Source organism: Streptomyces sp. SLBN-8D4, assembly GCF_049739545.1.
Classification (GTDB): Bacteria; Actinomycetota; Actinomycetes; order Streptomycetales; family Streptomycetaceae; genus Streptomyces; species Streptomyces canus_C.
The window spans coordinates 6,177,834-6,194,961 of the sequence record NZ_JBMGQC010000001.1; the positions used below are offsets into that span (position 1 = coordinate 6,177,834).

The 17,128-nt window shown below is 70.6% G+C and carries 13 protein-coding genes; 8 read left to right on the forward strand and 5 right to left on the reverse strand.

The genetic code is table 11. The features are described from left to right. Positions 1–62 precede the first annotated feature (62 nt). Both RKD20_RS28120 and RKD20_RS28125 read left to right on the forward strand, forming a co-directional pair. Positions 63–2,312: an ATP-dependent RecD-like DNA helicase gene (locus tag RKD20_RS28120; RefSeq protein WP_424880139.1), complete on the forward strand. Its 2,250-nt coding sequence runs from the start codon at positions 63–65 to the stop codon at positions 2,310–2,312. A gap of 231 nt (positions 2,313–2,543) precedes the next feature. Continuing rightward, on the forward strand, positions 2,544–3,833 hold the full coding sequence (locus tag RKD20_RS28125; RefSeq protein WP_028807524.1) for a citrate synthase: 1,290 nt from the start codon (positions 2,544–2,546) through the stop codon (positions 3,831–3,833). 669 nt (positions 3,834–4,502) lie between these two features. Here the strand turns inward: RKD20_RS28125 and RKD20_RS28130 are convergent. Both RKD20_RS28130 and RKD20_RS28135 read right to left on the reverse strand, forming a co-directional pair. Continuing rightward, positions 4,503–6,716 (reverse strand): heavy metal translocating P-type ATPase, encoded by a 2,214-nt coding sequence (locus RKD20_RS28130; RefSeq protein ID WP_424880140.1) that lies wholly within the window; start codon positions 6,714–6,716, stop codon positions 4,503–4,505. 19 nt (positions 6,717–6,735) lie between these two features. After that, entirely contained in the window at positions 6,736–6,975 is a 240-nt protein-coding gene (locus RKD20_RS28135) for a heavy-metal-associated domain-containing protein (protein WP_424880141.1), read from the reverse strand. Between the two features lie 127 nt (positions 6,976–7,102). Between RKD20_RS28135 and RKD20_RS28140 the strand changes: the two genes are divergently transcribed. Continuing rightward, the gene (locus tag RKD20_RS28140; protein ID WP_424883339.1) at positions 7,103–8,146 is read left to right on the forward strand and encodes a zinc-dependent alcohol dehydrogenase family protein; all 1,044 of its coding nucleotides are present in this window, start codon (positions 7,103–7,105) and stop codon (positions 8,144–8,146) included. 199 nt (positions 8,147–8,345) lie between these two features. Here RKD20_RS28140 and RKD20_RS28145 read toward each other — a convergent pair whose 3' ends face one another. The 3 genes from RKD20_RS28145 to RKD20_RS28155 form a co-directional block, all read right to left on the reverse strand. After that, positions 8,346–8,546: a helix-turn-helix transcriptional regulator gene (locus RKD20_RS28145; protein WP_355739112.1), complete on the reverse strand. Its 201-nt coding sequence runs from the start codon at positions 8,544–8,546 to the stop codon at positions 8,346–8,348. 415 nt (positions 8,547–8,961) lie between these two features. Continuing rightward, complete coding sequence (locus RKD20_RS28150; protein ID WP_424880142.1) at positions 8,962–9,849, reverse strand: helix-turn-helix domain-containing protein; 888 nt, start codon at positions 9,847–9,849, stop codon at positions 8,962–8,964. 40 nt (positions 9,850–9,889) lie between these two features. Then, the gene (locus RKD20_RS28155; protein ID WP_424880143.1) at positions 9,890–10,807 is read right to left on the reverse strand and encodes a sugar phosphate isomerase/epimerase family protein; all 918 of its coding nucleotides are present in this window, start codon (positions 10,805–10,807) and stop codon (positions 9,890–9,892) included. 132 nt (positions 10,808–10,939) lie between these two features. On the opposite strand from RKD20_RS28155, the gene iolC reads away from it, so the two are divergent. The 5 genes from iolC to mmsA are packed head-to-tail and all read left to right on the forward strand — an operon-like array spanning position 10,940 to position 16,988. Beyond that, a complete protein-coding gene (gene iolC / locus RKD20_RS28160; protein ID WP_424880144.1) occupies positions 10,940–11,890 on the forward strand; it encodes a 5-dehydro-2-deoxygluconokinase in 951 nt (316 codons plus the stop codon). Further along, positions 11,887–12,768, forward strand: coding sequence for a Cgl0159 family (beta/alpha)8-fold protein (locus RKD20_RS28165; protein WP_424880145.1), 882 nt, complete (start codon positions 11,887–11,889; stop codon positions 12,766–12,768). Before iolC ends, RKD20_RS28165 begins: the two co-directional genes overlap by 4 nt. A gap of 11 nt (positions 12,769–12,779) precedes the next feature. Continuing rightward, positions 12,780–13,595: a 5-deoxy-glucuronate isomerase gene (gene iolB, locus RKD20_RS28170; RefSeq protein ID WP_424880146.1), complete on the forward strand. Its 816-nt coding sequence runs from the start codon at positions 12,780–12,782 to the stop codon at positions 13,593–13,595. Continuing rightward, the gene (gene iolD / locus RKD20_RS28175) at positions 13,592–15,469 is read left to right on the forward strand and encodes a 3D-(3,5/4)-trihydroxycyclohexane-1,2-dione acylhydrolase (decyclizing) (protein ID WP_424880147.1); all 1,878 of its coding nucleotides are present in this window, start codon (positions 13,592–13,594) and stop codon (positions 15,467–15,469) included. The genes iolB and iolD overlap by 4 nt, the downstream gene beginning before the upstream one ends. Before the next feature lie 16 nt (positions 15,470–15,485). Then, on the forward strand, positions 15,486–16,988 hold the full coding sequence (gene mmsA / locus RKD20_RS28180) for a CoA-acylating methylmalonate-semialdehyde dehydrogenase (RefSeq protein ID WP_424880148.1): 1,503 nt from the start codon (positions 15,486–15,488) through the stop codon (positions 16,986–16,988). The last annotated feature ends 140 nt before the right edge of the window (positions 16,989–17,128 follow it).

A 17,128-nucleotide genomic window follows, 5' to 3' on the forward strand; every position in this document is an offset into this window, starting at 1 on the left:
CACGGCCGGTACGACTCCGCCGGACCTTCGGTGCTGTCAGTGCGAGCCGATACCGTCGGATCATGGCTCAACAGGCGGGGAACCCCACGGGCGAACAGCGGCTGGCCGTACTCGAAGGCGTACTGGAGCGCATCACGTACGCCAACGAGGACAACGGCTACACGGTCGCCCGCGTCGACACCGGCAGAGGCGGCGGCGACCTCCTCACCGTCGTCGGCGCGCTGCTCGGTGCCCAGGTGGGGGAGTCCCTGCGGATGGAGGGGCGGTGGGGCTCCCACCCGCAGTACGGCAAGCAGTTCACCGTCGAGAACTACACGACCGTCCTGCCCGCCACCGTCCAGGGCATCCGCCGCTATCTCGGATCGGGGCTCGTCAAGGGCATCGGGCCCGTCTTCGCCGACCGCATCACCCAGCACTTCGGCATGGACACCCTGAAGATCATCGAGGAGGAGCCGAAGCGGCTCGTCGAGGTGCCCGGCCTCGGACCCAAGCGCACCAAGAAGATCGCCGACGCCTGGGAGGAGCAGAAGGCGATCAAGGAGGTCATGCTCTTCCTCCAGACCGTCGAGGTGTCCACCTCCATCGCCGTGCGCATCTACAAGAAGTACGGCGACGCCTCGATCTCCGTCGTGAAGAACCAGCCCTACCGGCTCGCCTCCGACGTCTGGGGCATCGGCTTCCTCACCGCCGACAAGATCGCCCAGTCCGTCGGCATCCCGCACGACAGCCCGGAGCGGGTGAAGGCCGGTCTCCAGTACGCCCTTTCGCAGTCCACCGACCAGGGCCACTGCTACCTCCCCGAGGAACGGCTGATCGCCGACGCGGTCAAGCTCCTCCAGGTCGACACCGGCCTGGTCATCGAGTGCCTCGCCGAACTCGCCCTGCCCGACGAGGACTCGGGCGATCCAGGCGTCGTGCGCGAGAAGGTCCCCGGCCCCGACGGCCATGAGGTCACCGCCATCTACCTGGTTCCCTTCCACCGCGCCGAACTCTCCCTCTCCGCCCAGCTGTTGCGCCTGCTGCGCGCCGACCAGGACCGGATGCCGGACTTCCGTGACGTGGCCTGGGACAAGGCGCTGGGCTGGCTGAAGTCCCGTACCGGCACCGAGCTCGCGCCCGAGCAGGAGGCCGCCGTCAGGCTCGCGCTGACCGAGAAGGTCGCGGTGCTCACCGGCGGCCCCGGCTGCGGCAAGTCCTTCACCGTGCGCTCGATCGTGGAGCTCGCCCGCGCCAAGAAGGCCAAGATCGTCCTGGCCGCCCCGACCGGGCGCGCCGCCAAGCGTCTCGCCGAGCTCACCGGCGCCGAGGCCTCCACCGTCCACCGCCTTCTGGAGCTGAAGCCCGGCGGCGACGCGGCCTACGACAAGGACCGCCCGCTCGACGCCGACCTGGTGGTGGTCGACGAGGCCTCCATGCTGGACCTGCTGCTCGCCAACAAGCTGGTGAAGGCGGTGCCTCCGGGTGCGCACCTGCTGTTCGTCGGGGACGTCGACCAGCTGCCCAGCGTCGGCGCGGGGGAGGTCCTCAGGGATCTGCTCGCCGAGGGCGGCCCGGTCCCCGCGGTGCGCCTCACGCGCGTGTTCCGCCAGGCCCAGCAGTCCGGTGTCGTCACCAACGCGCACCGGATCAACGCCGGGCAGCACCCCGTCACCGAGGGCATGAAGGACTTCTTCCTCTTCGTCGAGGACGACACCGAGGAGGTCGGCCGGCTCACCGTGGACGTGGCGGCCCGTCGGATTCCGGCCAAATTCGGCCTCGACCCGCGCCGGGACGTCCAGGTGCTCGCCCCCATGCACAGGGGCCCCGCGGGCGCCGGCACCCTCAACGGCCTGCTCCAGCAGGCCATCACGCCGGGCCGCCCCGACCTCGCCGAGAAGCGGTTCGGCGGCCGGGTCTTCCGGGTCGGCGACAAGGTCACCCAGATTCGCAACAATTACGAGAAGGGCGCCAACGGCGTCTTCAACGGCACCGTGGGCGTCGTCACCTCGCTCGACCCCGTCGACCAGCGCCTGACCGTGCTGACGGACGAGGACGAGGAGGTGCCGTACGAGTTCGATGAACTGGACGAACTGGCCCACGCGTACGCGGTGACCATCCACCGTTCCCAGGGCAGCGAGTATCCGGCCGTGGTGATCCCGGTCACCACCAGCGCCTGGATGATGCTCCAGCGGAACCTGCTGTACACGGCGGTCACCCGGGCGAAGAAGCTCGTCGTCCTGGTCGGTTCGCGCAAGGCCATCGGTCAGGCGGTGCGCACGGTGTCCGCGGGACGGCGGTGCACGGCGCTGGACTTCCGGCTCGCGGGCCGGTGACGAGCGTCAATGGTGAGGCAGCACAAAAAATGATCGATCAAATGAGTCACGTGGATCACACAGCCCTTCCGGAAGCGGGTGGAGAGGGGCAGGATGAGCAAGTTGGCGGCACTCAGTGCCGCCGATACGCCCAACGGCCGACCCCGAGTGCACTCTCCTGCGCCAAATGGGGGATGGTAGAGACAGTCAGGGCAACCTCGAAGAAGAGGCACAACGTCGGTGAGGGATGACGTGAGCGACAACTCTGTAGTAGTGCGGTACGGCGATGGCGAGTACACCTACCCGGTGATCGACAGCACCGTCGGCGACAAGGGCTTCGACATCGGGAAGCTCCGCGCCCAGACCGGTCTGGTCACCCTGGACAGCGGCTACGGCAACACCGCCGCCTATAAATCCGCCATCACCTATCTCGACGGCGAGGCCGGCATCCTCCGGTACCGCGGCTACCCGATCGAGCAGCTGGCCGAGCGCTCCACGTTCCTGGAGGTCGCGTACCTCCTGATCAACGGTGAGCTTCCGACCGTCGACGAGCTCTCGGTGTTCAAGAACGACATCACGCAGCACACCCTGCTGCACGAGGACGTCAAGAACTTCTACCGGGGCTTCCCGCGCGACGCCCACCCGATGGCCATGCTGTCGTCGGTCGTCTCCGCGCTGTCCACGTTCTACCAGGACAGCCACAACCCCTTCGACGAGAAGCAGCGCAACCTCTCGACGATCCGCCTGCTCGCCAAGCTTCCGACGATCGCGGCGTACGCGTACAAGAAGTCGATCGGTCACCCGTTCGTCTACCCGCGCAACGACCTCGGTTACGTCGAGAACTTCCTCCGTATGACCTTCTCGGTCCCGGCGCAGGAGTACGAGCCCGACCCGGTCGTGGTCTCCGCCCTCGACAAGCTGCTCATCCTGCACGCGGACCACGAGCAGAACTGTTCGACCTCGACGGTCCGCCTCGTCGGCTCGTCCCAGGCGAACATGTTCGCGTCGATCTCCGCGGGCATCAACGCGCTGTGGGGCCCGCTGCACGGCGGCGCCAACCAGTCCGTCCTGGAGATGCTGGAGGGCATCCAGGCCTCCGGCGGCGACGTCGACTCCTTCATCCGCAAGGTGAAGAACAAGGAGGAGGGCGTCCGGCTGATGGGCTTCGGCCACCGGGTCTACAAGAACTTCGACCCGCGCGCGAAGATCATCAAGGCTGCCGCGCACGATGTCCTGTCGGCCCTCGGCAAGTCCGACGAGCTGCTGGACATCGCGCTCAAGCTGGAGGAGCACGCGCTCTCCGACGACTACTTCGTCTCGCGCAGCCTCTACCCGAACGTCGACTTCTACACGGGCCTGATCTACCGCGCCATGGGCTTCCCGACCGAGATGTTCACGGTCCTGTTCGCCCTCGGCCGCCTCCCGGGCTGGATCGCCCAGTGGCACGAGATGATCAAGGAGCCCGGGTCCCGCATCGGCCGCCCGCGCCAGATCTACACGGGCGTGGTCGAGCGTGACTTCGTCCCGGTCGAGCAGCGCTGACAGACGCCGGTGCCGGGGCTGACCTGTTTCTTTCAGGGGCGCGGGGCTCTGTCGATGTGGGGCTCCGCCCCGCGGGCGCGACCAGCCCCCACCGGCGGGTGGCCGGGCGACGACCTGAAGCCCCACGAACCCCCCGGCTGAATCCGCGCAGCGAAAGGCGCCCTGGCGACGGTCCCCCCACGGGCCGGCGTCCAGGGCGCCTTCCCATGTCCCGGTGCGGATTCCCCCCACGGGATCCGGCCGGGCGTCTGAGAGACCAGCGCCTGAATCGCTGTCTTTTCCGGTACTGCTGTTTGAGCAGAACGAGCAAAACTCCTCGTACTACTCCAGTGTGCGGTCTGCCGGGACAGCGCACGGTCGGGAGGGCCGCTCAAAGCTTCCCTAAGTGCGTGCCCCGGCAACGCAGCTCCGAGGAAGTCCCCCAAGACATCCTCAGACGTCAGTCGGCGCCCCCCAAGACGCTGGCTGACATCGCCAACTTAGACCTTCGAACCCCTTCGATGGTTACGTTCGCATCACTGTGATCTGCGTCTCTTGCAAATGTCCGTTAGATACGCAAGAGCCCGGATGCGGCGATCGGGACCCAAGCGTAAGGACGATGCGCGAGTCTTGTGAAGAGCTTATGTGAGCGTGGCTCCGGACTCCAGAGGGGGTCCGTCAAAGGAATCCTCAACGAAAGGTCCGCAGCCGCAGGCTGTTGGTCACCACGAACACCGAGGAGAACGCCATCGCCGCCCCCGCGATCATCGGGTTCAGCAACCCGGCCGCGGCCAGTGGCAGCGCGGCCACGTTGTAGCCGAAGGCCCACACGAGATTGCCCTTGATCGTCGTCAGGGTGCGCCGGGAGAGCCGGATCGCGTCCGCGGCCACCCGCAGGTCCCCGCGCACCAGCGTCAGATCCCCCGCCTCGATCGCCGCGTCGGTCCCGGTCCCCATGGCGAGCCCCAGGTCGGCGGCGGCGAGCGCGGCCGCGTCGTTGACGCCGTCGCCGACCATCGCGACGACCCGCCCCCGGCTCTGAAGCCGCCGTACGGCGTCGACCTTGTCCTCGGGCAGCACCTCGGCGATCACCTCGTCGATCCCGACCGCCCGGGCCACCGCCTCGGCCACCGTCCGGTTGTCCCCGGTCAGCAGTACCGGCGTGAGCCCCAGCGCCCGCAGTGACCGCACCGCCTCCGCACTGGTCTCCTTGACCGCGTCGGCGACGGCCAGGACGCCGCGTGCCACACCGTCCCACCCGACGACGACAGCCGTACGACCGTCCCGCTCGGCCTCCTCCTTCGCCCGGGCCAGCTCGGCGGGCAGCACGTCGAACAGCCGCCCCACGGCCACCTCGCGGCCCTCCACACGGCCGCGTACGCCCTTGCCGGGGACGTTCTCGAACCGCTCGGCCTCCGGCAGCGGTCCGACCCGCTCCTCGGCGCCCAGGGCGACCGCCCGGGCCACGGGATGCTCGGAGGCGTGCTCCAGGGCGCCCGCGAGCCGCAGCACCTGCTTCTCGTCGGCGTCCTGGACGACGTGGACCTCCTGCAGCGTCATCCGGCCGGTGGTGACCGTGCCGGTCTTGTCCAGGACGACGGTGTCGACGCGCCGCGTGGACTCCAGGACCTCGGGACCCTTGATGAGGATGCCCAGCTGGGCGCCGCGCCCGGTGCCGACCATGAGCGCGGTCGGCGTGGCCAGGCCCAGCGCGCACGGGCAGGCGATGATCAGCACGGCGACGGCCGCGGTGAACGCGGCGACGGTGTCCCCGGTGATGCCGAGCCAGGCCCCGAAGGTGGCCGCCGCGATGAGGAGGACGGCCGGCACGAAGACCGCGGAGACCCGGTCGGCCAGCCGCTGCACCTGCGCCTTGCCGTTCTGCGCGTCCTCCACCAGCTTCGCCATCCGCGCGAGCCGCGTGTCGGCCCCGATCCGGGTCGCCGCCACGACGATCCGTCCGCCGGCGTTGACGGTCGCGCCGGTGACGGCGTCCCCGACACCGACGTCCACCGGGACCGACTCACCGGTCAGCATCGAGGCGTCCACGGCCGAGGCGCCCTCGACCACGGTGCCGTCGGTCGCGATCTTCTCGCCGGGCCGTACGACGAACCGGTCCCCGACGGCCAGCCGCTCCGCCGGGATCCGCACCTCGCGCCCGTCCCGCAGCACGCTGACGTCCTTGGCCCCGAGCTCCATCAGAGCCCTGAGGGCGGCCCCCGCACGGCGTTTGGCGCGGGCCTCCAGGTAGCGGCCGAGCAGGATGAAGGCGGTGACGCCCGCGGCCACCTCGAGATAGATCGTCGAGGCACCGTCCATACCGCCGGCGGTGAGCTCGAACCGCTCCCGCATGCCCGGCATCCCCGCGTCACCGAAGAACAGGGCCCACAGCGACCAGCCGAAGGCGGCGAGGGTCCCGACCGAGACGAGGGTGTCCATGGTGGCCGCGCCGTGCCGGGTGTTCGTCCAGGCGGCCTGGTGGAAGGGCCACGCACCCCAGACGACGACGGGCGAGGCGAGGGTCAGCGCGAGCCACTGCCAGTTGTCGAACTGGAGGGCGGGGACCATGGAGAGCGCGATGACGGGGACGGCCAGTGCGACGGAGACGAACAGCCGCTGCCGCAGGGCCGCGAGCTCGGGGTCCGTGTCGTCGGGCCGCTGTACCGCGGGTGCCGGCTCCTGCGCCGTGTAGCCCGTCTTCACGACGGTCGCGATCAGATCGGCGACCTCGACCCCCGCGGGGTGGACGACCTTCGCCTTCTCGGTCGCGTAGTTGACCGTGGCGGTGACGCCGTCCATCCGGTTGAGCTTCTTCTCGACCCGGGCGGCACAGGACGCACAGGTCATCCCGCCGATGACGAGCTCGACTTCGGACACGGGTGCTATCGGGGCCGTGGTGGACATGTTCCCTGCTCCCAGGCGATCAGGCCTTGCCGACGAACTCGAAGCCGGCCTCGTCCACCGCGGCCCGCACGGCTTCCTCGTCCAGCGGCTCCGCCGACACGACCGTCACCTCGCCGGTGGACGCGACAGCCTTCACGGAGCTGACCCCCGTGATCTCGGAGATCTCACCGGAAACGGAACCCTCGCAGTGCCCGCAGCTCATCCCGCTCACCTTGTAGACGGCGGTGACGGAACCCGGGGTATCGGTCTGGGCGGTCATGTCGTTCTCCTCATGGAGGCGTGTGGGGTTACTGAAGCACACCCTATACCCCTGGGGGGTACTTCTCCAAGAGCCGCCGGTGACTGCCACGATGTACCGGCAGACGGGAACGGCGAGGGAGACGCAGATGCGAGCGGTGGTCTTCGACCAGTACGGCGGAACCGCACAGGTACGGGACGTGCCCGACCCCCGCCCGGCGGACCACGGAGTGGTCGTCCGCGTGGAGGCCACGGGCTTGTGCAGAAGCGACTGGCACGGCTGGCAGGGCCACGACCCGGACATCACCCTCCCGCACGTGCCGGGTCATGAACTCGCGGGTGTGGTGGAGGCGGCCGGCCCCCGGGTGGGCACCTGGCGCCCCGGTGACCGGGTGACCGTCCCCTTCGTCTGCGCCTGCGGCACCTGCGCGTCCTGCGCGAGGGGCGACCACCAGGTCTGCGAGCGCCAGACCCAGCCCGGCTTCACCCACTGGGGCTCGTTCGCCCAGTACGTCGCGTTGGACCACGCCGACGTGAACCTCGTGGCCGTGCCGCGGGACATGTCCTTCGCCACGGCCGCCTCCCTGGGCTGCCGTTTCGCCACGGCGTTCAGGGCGGTCGTGCAGCAGGGGCGGGCCACCGCGGGGGAGTGGGTCGCGGTGCACGGCTGCGGCGGCGTGGGCCTGTCCGCGGTGATGATCGCGGCGGCCTCAGGGGCCCGCGTGGTGGCCGTGGACGTGTCTGCCCAGGCCCTGGCCCTGGCGAGGAAGTTCGGTGCGGCGGAGTGCGTGGACGCGACCGGTGTGCGGGACACCGCGGCGGCGATCCGCGAGCTGACCGGCGGGGGTGCCCAGGTGTCCCTGGACGCCCTCGGTTCCCCGGCCACCTGTGCGGCCTCCGTCGACTGCCTGCGCCGGCGCGGCCGGCACGTCCAGGTCGGGCTGCTGCCCTCGCCGGACGGGACGACCCCGGTCCCCATGGCCCGTGCGGTCGCCCTGGAGCTCGAACTCCTCGGCAGTCACGGCATGGCCGCCCACACCTACCCGCCGATGCTGGAGCTGGTCAGGTCGGGAGTGCTGCGACCGGATCTGCTGGTCACGTCCACGATCACCCTCGACGCGGCCCCGGACGCCCTCGCGGCGATGGGCACGGCCCCCGGAGCGGGGGTGACGGTCATCGAGCCGTGGGCCTGAGGGTGGTGGCGAGGCCCCGGTGCCCGGCCCGCGTCCACGGCCCGGGGCCCGGGCCCGATGAGCGTGCGGAAGGTGCGGCTGCGGGCGGTGGGGTCCCGCTCGTACTGGGCGACCTCGCCGACCGGTTCCCCGGTGGCGCGGTCGGTGACGGCGCGGCCCGTGACTTTCGGCGGCACCCCCGCCCCCGCACGAGTCGGCCTCAGTCCTGTCTCCGCCCCCGGTTCCCCGGCCGGGACGCGACCCACGCGCGCACGGTGTCCGCGTACCAGAAGGGCTTGCCGCCCTCGACATGGTCGGGCGGCGGCAGCAGCCCGTGCTTGCGGTACGACCGCACGGTGTCCGGCTGCACACGGATGTGCGCCGCGATCTCCTTGTACGACCAGAGCCTTCGGTCGGTCATGTGGGGCACCTCCTCGCGCGCACCGCGGCGGCGGCCGGGAACGGCCGTCGGGGGTACCGGGCGCTGCGCTGGCGATCACAAAGCCTGCGCCTTGTGAACGACCTGTGGTGACCGTCGGTCAGGGGTTGTGCGCCTGGTGTGACGAGGATGCCGCGTAGATGGGACATGTGTGACACGGAAGGGGAGTTTGTGACAGAGGTGACGCAAAGGCGCACGCGGGCGTGCGGGCGTGGCGCGTTGACTTACGGCGCGAGGTCATGGCTGCCCGTGGCGCGAGTGGGCCGGACCCGCTGCGTCGGGCCCGGCCCACCGGCTCCCCCGGCCGTCCCCCCGGATCAACCGGTCGGACGCGCACAGCGTGCAGTCGGCCGGGGCTGTCGGTCTTGGAGAAAACCGCACTTCTCCCCGGTCCCTCTCAGGTGAGGACCAGGCTTGTCGCCTCGCCGTCCATCCGGTCCCCGGGCGGGGCGGCGGCGAACGGCAGCCGCCGGGCCGTGGTGAACTCCCGCGGCGTACACCCGGTCATCGCCTTGAACTCGCCGCTCAGATGGGCCTGGTCGTAGTACCCGCAGGCCGCCGCGGTCTCCGCCTGTCCGTGCCCCGCGGCGAGCAGCCGCCGCGCCCGCTGCAGCCGCAGCACCCGCGCCGCCGCCTTGGGCCCCAGCCCGATCTGCTCCCGGAACCGGTTCTCCAGCTGCCGCACGCTCCACCCCACCTCCTCGGCGAGCCGTCGCACCGGCATGGCCCCGCCCGTCCGCACCAGCTCCGACCAGGCCCGCACCAACCGGGCCGAAGACGGCGTACCGGCCTCCCACCACCGCGCGAACACCTCGTCCAGCAGCCGGAACCGCGCCTCCCACGAGGGCAACGCGGCCAGCGCGGCGGAGAGTTCACCGACGCGCCGGTCCAGGGCATGGGGGAGTGCGTCGGGATCGACGGTGCGGTTGGCGAGCTCGTACTGAGGGGTGCCGAAGAGGGTGAACGCGGCCCAGGGGGCCAGCATCACCTCGACACCGGAGAGCCGTCCGCCGTGCTCCCCGACGGCGGGAGTGGTGGTGGGCCCGCAGAAGACGGACACGAGGGTGTCGGGCGGCTGCCCCGCGCGCGTGATCCGCACAGGGTGCTCGAACCCCAGCAGCAGGGTCGCGGCCCCGACGGGTGTCTCCAGCCGCCGCCGGGGCCGGTCCATGGCGAGCCGGACCCCGCGATAGCTGAGCACCCCGGGCCGCAGCCGGGGATGGGGCGAGCCGAGGGCGAACTCCCAGTACCCACCGGACCCACGCCCGGTACGGACCAACACCATCCCCCCAGCTTTTCAGCGAAAGGGGCTCACCAACACCCTCTTACGCCCCGCAGGACCTCAAAAACGCCCGAGTCCGCTGGGCGATCGGCAGAGGCTTGTCGGGCTCGCACGGGTACATGTCCTGCTCGACGATCGCGAACAGATCCACGTCCAGCTTCTGGGCGGCCTCCAGCACGGGACCGAGCGCCGGCACACCCGAAGGCGGCTCGCACATCACGCCCTGCGCCACCGCGGGACCGAACGGCGTCCCCTTGGCCCGCACGTCGGCCAGGATCTGAGGGTCCACCTGCTTGAGGTGCAGATACCCGATCCGCGACCCGTAGGTCTCGATCAGCTTGACGCTGTCCCCGCCGCAGTACGCGTAGTGCCCGGTGTCCAGGCACAGCGACACCAGGTCGGAGTCCGTGGCGTCCAGGAACCGGACCACGTTCTCCTCGCTGTCGATGTGGGTGTCGGCATGCGGGTGCACGACGATCTGAAGGCCGTACTCCTCCTTCACCCGCTGCCCCAGCCGCTCGGTCAGCGAGCCGAGGTTGCGCCACTGTTCCGGCGTGAGCGTGTCCGGTTCCAGCACCTCGCCCGTCTTGTCGTCCCGCCAGAACGACGGAATCACGACCAGGTGCCCGGCGCCCATCGCCTGCGCGAGCACCGCGTTGTCCGCGACATGCGCCCAGGTCTTCTCCCACACGGCCTCGCCGTGGTGCAGGCCGGTGAAGACCGTGCCGGCGGACACCTTCAGGCCACGCCGGGAGACCTCCTCGGTGAGGACCGCGGGGTCGGTCGGCAGGTACCCGTACGGACCCAGCTCGATCCACTCGTAACCGGAGTCCGCGACCTCGTCGAGGAAACGCTGCCAGGGGACCTGCTGGGGATCGTCGGGGAACCACACACCCCAGGAGTCGGGGGCCGACCCGATCCGGATGCGGGACAGTGAGGGCAGAGGCGCGGGCGCTGTCATGCCGGTCAGCTTCGGTTCGGACAGCAAGCGCTGTCAAGGTCTCGTCCGAATGTCTGGACAAAACATTGACAGGGCTCGGCGTCCGGGGCTACAAACGCTCGGGAGAGCCGACGCAGGTACGAAGGGAAGCCGATGGGGTACGACCTGATCACCATGGGGCGGATCGGTGTGGACCTGTATCCACTCCAGACCGGTGTCCCGCTGCCGCAGGTGACGTCCTTCGGCAAGTTCCTCGGGGGCTCGGCGACGAACGTCGCGGTCGCCGCCTCCCGCCTGGGACGGCGCACCGCGGTGATCACCCGCACCGGCGACGACCCCTTCGGCACCTATCTGCACGAGGCCCTCCGGGGCTTCGGCGTGGACGACCGCTGGGTCACCCCGGTGCCGGGCCTGCAGACCCCCGTCACCTTCTGCGAGGTCTTCCCGCCGGACGACTTCCCGCTGTACTTCTACCGCCGGCCCAAGGCCCCGGACCTGGAGATCGACGCCCACGAGCTGGACCTCGACGCGATCCGCGAGGCGAGCGTCTTCTGGGTCACCGGCACCGGCCTGAGCGAGGAGCCCAGCCGTACGGCGACGCTGGCGGCCCTCGCCCACCGCGACAAGGCGGGCCTCACCGTCTTCGACCTGGACTGGCGGCCCATGTTCTGGACGGACCCGGAGGCCGCCCGCCCCTTCTACGCCGAAGCCCTCAAGCACACCACCGTCGCCGTCGGAAACCTCGACGAGGTCGAGGTCGCCACCGGAGTGCGCACGCCCCGCGAGGCGGCCCAGGCGCTGCTGGACGCCGGTGTCGAGCTCGCGGTCGTCAAGCAGGGCCCCAAGGGCGTCCTCGCCGTCGACAGCAAGGGCAACGAAGCCGAGGTCCCGCCCCTGCCCGTCAACGTCCTGAACGGCCTCGGCGCCGGTGACGCCTTCGGCGGCTCCCTGTGCCACGGCCTCCTCGCCGGCTGGGACCTGGAGAAGATCATGCGGCACGCCAACGCGGCCGGCGCCATCGTCGCCTCCCGTCTGGAGTGCAGTTCGGCGATGCCGACGACCGACGAGATCGACAGCGCAATCGCGGCGGGAGCGGTCAAGTGAGGGTCGACATCGCGGAACTCGTGCGCCTGCGTGCCGAACGCCCCGAAGCGATCGCCGAGGCGGCCGCCCGCCGCACCCGCAGGCCGCTGCTGAACGACAGCGGCCGCCTGATGATCGTCGCAGCCGACCACCCCGCCCGGGGCGCGCTCGGCGTCGGCGGCAACCGGATGGCCATGGCCAACCGCGCCGGCCTGCTCGAACGCCTCTGCCTCGCGCTGTCCCGCCCCGGCGTCGACGGCGTCCTCGCCACCGCCGACATCCTGGACGACCTGCTGCTGCTCGGCGCCCTCGACGGCAAGGTCGTCATGGGCTCCATGAACCGCGGCGGCCTCCAGGGCGCGAGCTTCGAGCTCGACGACCGCTTCACCGGCCACCGCCCCGAGGACATGGAGCGCCTCGGCTTCGACGCCGGCAAGCTGCTCCTGCGCATCGACTACGACGACCCGGGCTCCCTGACCACCATGGAGTCCACGGCTCGCGCCATCGACGACATGGCCGCACGCCGGCTCCCCGTCTTCGTCGAGCCGTTCATCAGCGGCCGCACCACCGAGGGCAAGGTCAGGAACGACCTGTCCGCCGAGGCCGTCACCAAGTCGATCGCCATCGCCTCGGGCCTGGGCGGCAGCTCGGCCTACACCTGGCTCAAGGTCCCCGTCTGCGACAACCCCGACGACATGGGCGAGGTCATGGCCGCCTCCACGCTGCCCGCCGTGCTGCTGGGCGGCGAGGTCGGCGACGACCAGGACGGCGCGTACGAGAAGTGGCGCGGCGCCCTCCAACTGCCCACCGTGCGCGGCCTGGTGGTCGGCCGTTCGCTGCTGTACCCGGCGGACGGCGACGTGGCCGCCGCCGTGGACACCGCCGTAGGACTGCTGTGAGGGGCCGCCGCATGACACAGAACGAGCTGTACGTCCCCAAGGGTGCCTCCACCAACGCCCAGTACACCGTGGACATCGACCCCAAGCGGGCCGGCTGGACCCACTGCAGCCTGCGGATCGTCGAGCTGGCAGCCGGCGGCACGCACACCTTCACCTCCGGTGACAGCGAGTGGATCGTGCTCCCGCTGGAAGGCGGCTGTACCGTCCGCACAGGTACCGAAGAGCTCCAACTCCTGGGCCGGGAAAGCGTGTTCGCCGGAGTCTCGGACTTCGCGTACGTGCCCCGGGACGCCCAGGCATCGATCGCCTCCGGCGCGGGAGGCCGCTTCGCCCTGGCAGGAGCGAAGTGCGAGCGACGACTCCCCGCCCGCTACGGCCCCGCGCCGGAGGTCCCCGTCGAAGACCGCGGCAGCGGCAACCGGTTGCGGCACGTCCGCAACTTCGCCTCCGCCGACGCCTTCGACTGCGACAAGCTCATCGCCGTCGAGGTCATCACCCCCGGCGGCAACTGGTCCTCGTACCCGCCGCACAAGCACGACGAGCACCGGCCCGGCGTGGAAGCCGAGTTGGAGGAGATCTACTACTTCGAGATCGACGGCCCGAACGGTTTCGGCTATCAGCGCGTATCTCCCTCCCGTGAGGGCGGATCCGACGTCCTCGCCGAGGTCCGCTCCGGCGACGCCGTCCTCGTCCCCGACGGATGGCACGGCCCGTCCGTCGCCCAGCCCGGCCACGACATGTATTACCTCAACGTCATGGCGGGACCGGGTGAGACGCGGGAGTGGCGGATCTGCTTCCACCCGGACCACACGGAGGGGTACCGATGACCACCCGCCTGACCGTCGCACAAGCACTGGTCCGCTTCCTGGCCGCCCAGTACACCGAACGCGACGGCGTACGACAGCGGTTGATCTCCGCGACCTGGGGCATCTTCGGCCACGGCAATGTCGCGGGCCTCGGCCAGGCGCTCGTCGAGTACGGCGACGACATGCCCTTCCACCAGGGCCGCAACGAGCAGTCCATGGTGCACGCGGCCGTCGGCTACGCCCGCCAGTCGAACCGCCTGTCCACCCACGCGGTGACGACCTCCATCGGCCCGGGCGCCACCAACCTGGTGACGGGCGCGGCCCTCGCGACCATCAACCACCTCCCGGTCCTGCTCCTGCCGGGCGACATCTTCGCCACCCGCGTCGCCGACCCGGTCCTCCAGCAGCTCGAAGTCCCGTACGCCGGTGACATATCGGTCAACGACTGTCTGCGCCCGGTGTCGAAGTACTTCGACCGCGTCACCCGCCCCGAGGCCCTGATCCCGGCCGCCCTCCAGGCGATGCGCGTCCTCACCGACCCGGTCGAGACCGGCGCCGTGACGCTCGCCCTCCCGCAGGACGTCCAGGCCGAGGCCCACGACTGGCCGGACGAGTTCTTCGCCGAGCGCACCTGGGTCGTACGACGTCCGGGCGCCGACCCGACCGAACTCGCCGAAGCAGTCCACGCGATCCGCGACGCCCGGCGCCCCCTCCTCGTCGCCGGCGGCGGAGTCCACCACAGCCGCGCCGAGGAGGCCCTCGCCGAGTTCGCGGACGCCACCGGCATCCCGGTCGCCTCCACCCAGGCCGGCAAGGGCTCCCTGCGCCACGACCACCCCCAGGACGTCGGCGGCGTCGGCCACACCGGCACCGCCACCGCCAACGAACTCGCCCGCCAGGCCGACCTGGTGATCGGCGTCGGCACCCGGTACACCGACTTCACGACGGCCTCCGGCACCCTCTTCGCAGGCGACGGCGTCCGCTTCCTCAACCTCAACATCGCGCCCTACGACGGCCACAAGCTCGCCGGGAGGCCGCTGGTCGCGGACGCCCGCAGCGGCCTGACGGAGCTCACCGAGGCTCTTCAGCTGCACGCGCACCGCGTCCCGGGCGTGTACGTCGACGAGTACACGCTCGACAAGGAGCGCTGGGAGCAGCGCGTCGACGCCTGCTACGAGGCCGACGAGCCCGACATCAGGCCGACCCAGCCGCAGGTCCTCGGAGCCCTGGACGCGCTCGTGGACGAGTCCGACGTGATCATCAACGCGGCCGGCTCCCTCCCCGGCGACCTGCACAAGCTGTGGCGCGCCCGGTCGAGGGACCAGTACCACCTGGAGTACGGCTACTCCTGCATGGGCTACGAGATCCCGGCCGCGATCGGTGTGAAGATGGCCGCTCCCGACCGCAATGTCTGGGCGCTGGTCGGCGACGGAACGTACCTGATGATGCCGACGGAGATCGTCACGGCCGTACAGGAGGGCATCGCGATCAAGCTCCTCCTGATCCAGAACCACGGCTACGCCTCCATCGGCGGCCTGTCCGAGTCGGTCGGCGGCGAACGGTTCGGCACGGCGTACCGCTTCCAGTCCGACGACGGCACCTACACGGGCGCTCCGCTGCCCGTGGACCTGGCCGCCAACGTGGCCAGCCTCGGCATGCGTGTGCTGCGCGCGAAGACCGTACGGGACCTGCGCGCCGCCCTCGAAGAGGCACGGGCCGCCGACACTCCCACATGTGTCTACGTCGAGACGGAAACGGCAGACACAGTGTCGGGCGCGCCTCCGGCGCAGGCCTGGTGGGATGTTCCTGTGGCCGAGACCGCGACGCGCGCGTCCGCGGTGAAGGCCCGTGAGCTGTACGAACGGCACGTCTCAACCCGACGCCGCCATCTGTGAAAAGGAGTACTCGGTCATGACGAAGATCGTCAACCACTGGATCGGCGGCAAGACCGTCGAGGGCGCGTCGGGGAACTACGGGCCGGTCACCGACCCGGCGACCGGCGCGGTCACCACGAAGGTCGCGTTCGCGTCGGTCGACGAGGTCGACGCCGCCGTGGGCGCCGCGAAGGACGCGTTCCAGACCTGGGGCACCTCCTCGCTCGCCAAGCGCACCACGATCCTGTTCCGCTTCCGGGCGCTCCTCGAGGCGAACCGGGACGCGATCGCCGAGCTGATCACCGCCGAGCACGGCAAGGTGCACTCGGACGCGCTCGGCGAGGTCGCGCGCGGTCTGGAGATCGTGGACCTGGCGTGCGGGATCACCGTGCAGCTGAAGGGCGAACTGTCGACCGAGGTCGCCAGCCGCGTGGACGTGGCGTCCATCCGCCAGCCGCTCGGTGTCGTCGCGGGCATCACGCCGTTCAACTTCCCGGCCATGGTGCCGATGTGGATGTTCCCGATCGCCATCGCGACCGGCAACACCTTCGTGCTGAAGCCGTCCGAGAAGGACCCGTCGGCCTCGATCAAGATCGCCGAGCTGCTCGCCGAGGCCGGTCTGCCCGACGGCGTCTTCAACGTCGTGCACGGCGACAAGGTGGCCGTCGACCGTCTGCTTGAGCACCCGGACGTCAAGGCCGTCTCCTTCGTCGGCTCGACCCCGATCGCCCGCTACATCCACACGACCGCCTCCGCCAACGGCAAGCGCGTCCAGGCCCTGGGCGGCGCCAAGAACCACATGCTGGTCCTGCCGGACGCCGACCTGGACGCGGCCGCCGACGCCGCCGTCTCCGCGGCCTACGGCTCCGCGGGCGAGCGCTGCATGGCCATCTCCGCGGTCGTCGCGGTCGGCGCCGTCGGCGACACGCTGGTCGAGAAGATCCGCGAGCGCGCCGAGAAGATCAAGATCGGCCCGGGCAACGACCCGGCCTCCGAGATGGGCCCGCTCATCACCAAGGTCCACCGCGACAAGGTGGCCTCCTACGTCGAGGGCGCGGCCGCCGAGGGCTGCGAGGTCGTCCTGGACGGCACCGGGCACACAGTGGAGGGCTTCGAGGACGGCCACTGGATCGGCATCTCCCTCCTCGACAAGGTCCCCACCACCGCCAAGGCCTACCAGGACGAGATCTTCGGCCCGGTCCTGACCGTGCTGCGCGTCGACACCTACGAGGAGGGCCTGGCGCTGATCAACGCCTCCCCCTTCGGCAACGGCACCGCGATCTTCACCCGGGACGGCGGCGCCGCCCGCCGCTTCCAGCTGGAGGTCGAGGCCGGCATGGTCGGCGTGAACGTCCCGATCCCGGTCCCCGTCGGCTACCACTCCTTCGGTGGCTGGAAGGACTCGCTCTTCGGCGACCACCACATCTACGGCAACGACGGCACGCACTTCTACACCCGCGGCAAGGTCGTCACCACCCGCTGGCCCGACCCGGCCGACGCCCCGGCGGGCGTGGACCTGGGCTTCCCGCGCAACCACTGAGCCGGTCCCGAGCGCCGGGTACGCACACGCGTGCCCGGCGCTCGGCCATGCTCACTGCTTGCCGGCAGCGCCCTTCACGGCCTCGCTCAGGTCACCGGTCTCGGCGGTCGGCGGTGCCTTCACCACGGCTGTCTTCCCGA

Excerpts from the sequence above, each read along its gene's own strand:
- RKD20_RS28120 (WP_424880139.1), top strand. The coding sequence starts at position 63 with ATGGCTCAACAGGCGGGGAACCCCACGGGCGAACAGCGGCTGGCCGTA.
- RKD20_RS28130 (WP_424880140.1), bottom strand. The coding sequence starts at position 6,716 with ATGTCCACCACGGCCCCGATAGCACCCGTGTCCGAAGTCGAGCTCGTC.
- RKD20_RS28135 (WP_424880141.1), bottom strand. The coding sequence starts at position 6,975 with ATGACCGCCCAGACCGATACCCCGGGTTCCGTCACCGCCGTCTACAAG.
- RKD20_RS28140 (WP_424883339.1), top strand. The coding sequence starts at position 7,103 with ATGCGAGCGGTGGTCTTCGACCAGTACGGCGGAACCGCACAGGTACGG.
- RKD20_RS28145 (WP_355739112.1), bottom strand. The coding sequence starts at position 8,546 with ATGACCGACCGAAGGCTCTGGTCGTACAAGGAGATCGCGGCGCACATC.
- RKD20_RS28150 (WP_424880142.1), bottom strand. The coding sequence starts at position 9,849 with ATGGTGTTGGTCCGTACCGGGCGTGGGTCCGGTGGGTACTGGGAGTTC.
- RKD20_RS28155 (WP_424880143.1), bottom strand. The coding sequence starts at position 10,807 with ATGACAGCGCCCGCGCCTCTGCCCTCACTGTCCCGCATCCGGATCGGG.
- iolC (WP_424880144.1), top strand. The coding sequence starts at position 10,940 with ATGGGGTACGACCTGATCACCATGGGGCGGATCGGTGTGGACCTGTAT.
- iolB (WP_424880146.1), top strand. The coding sequence starts at position 12,780 with ATGACACAGAACGAGCTGTACGTCCCCAAGGGTGCCTCCACCAACGCC.
- iolD (WP_424880147.1), top strand. The coding sequence starts at position 13,592 with ATGACCACCCGCCTGACCGTCGCACAAGCACTGGTCCGCTTCCTGGCC.
- mmsA (WP_424880148.1), top strand. The coding sequence starts at position 15,486 with ATGACGAAGATCGTCAACCACTGGATCGGCGGCAAGACCGTCGAGGGC.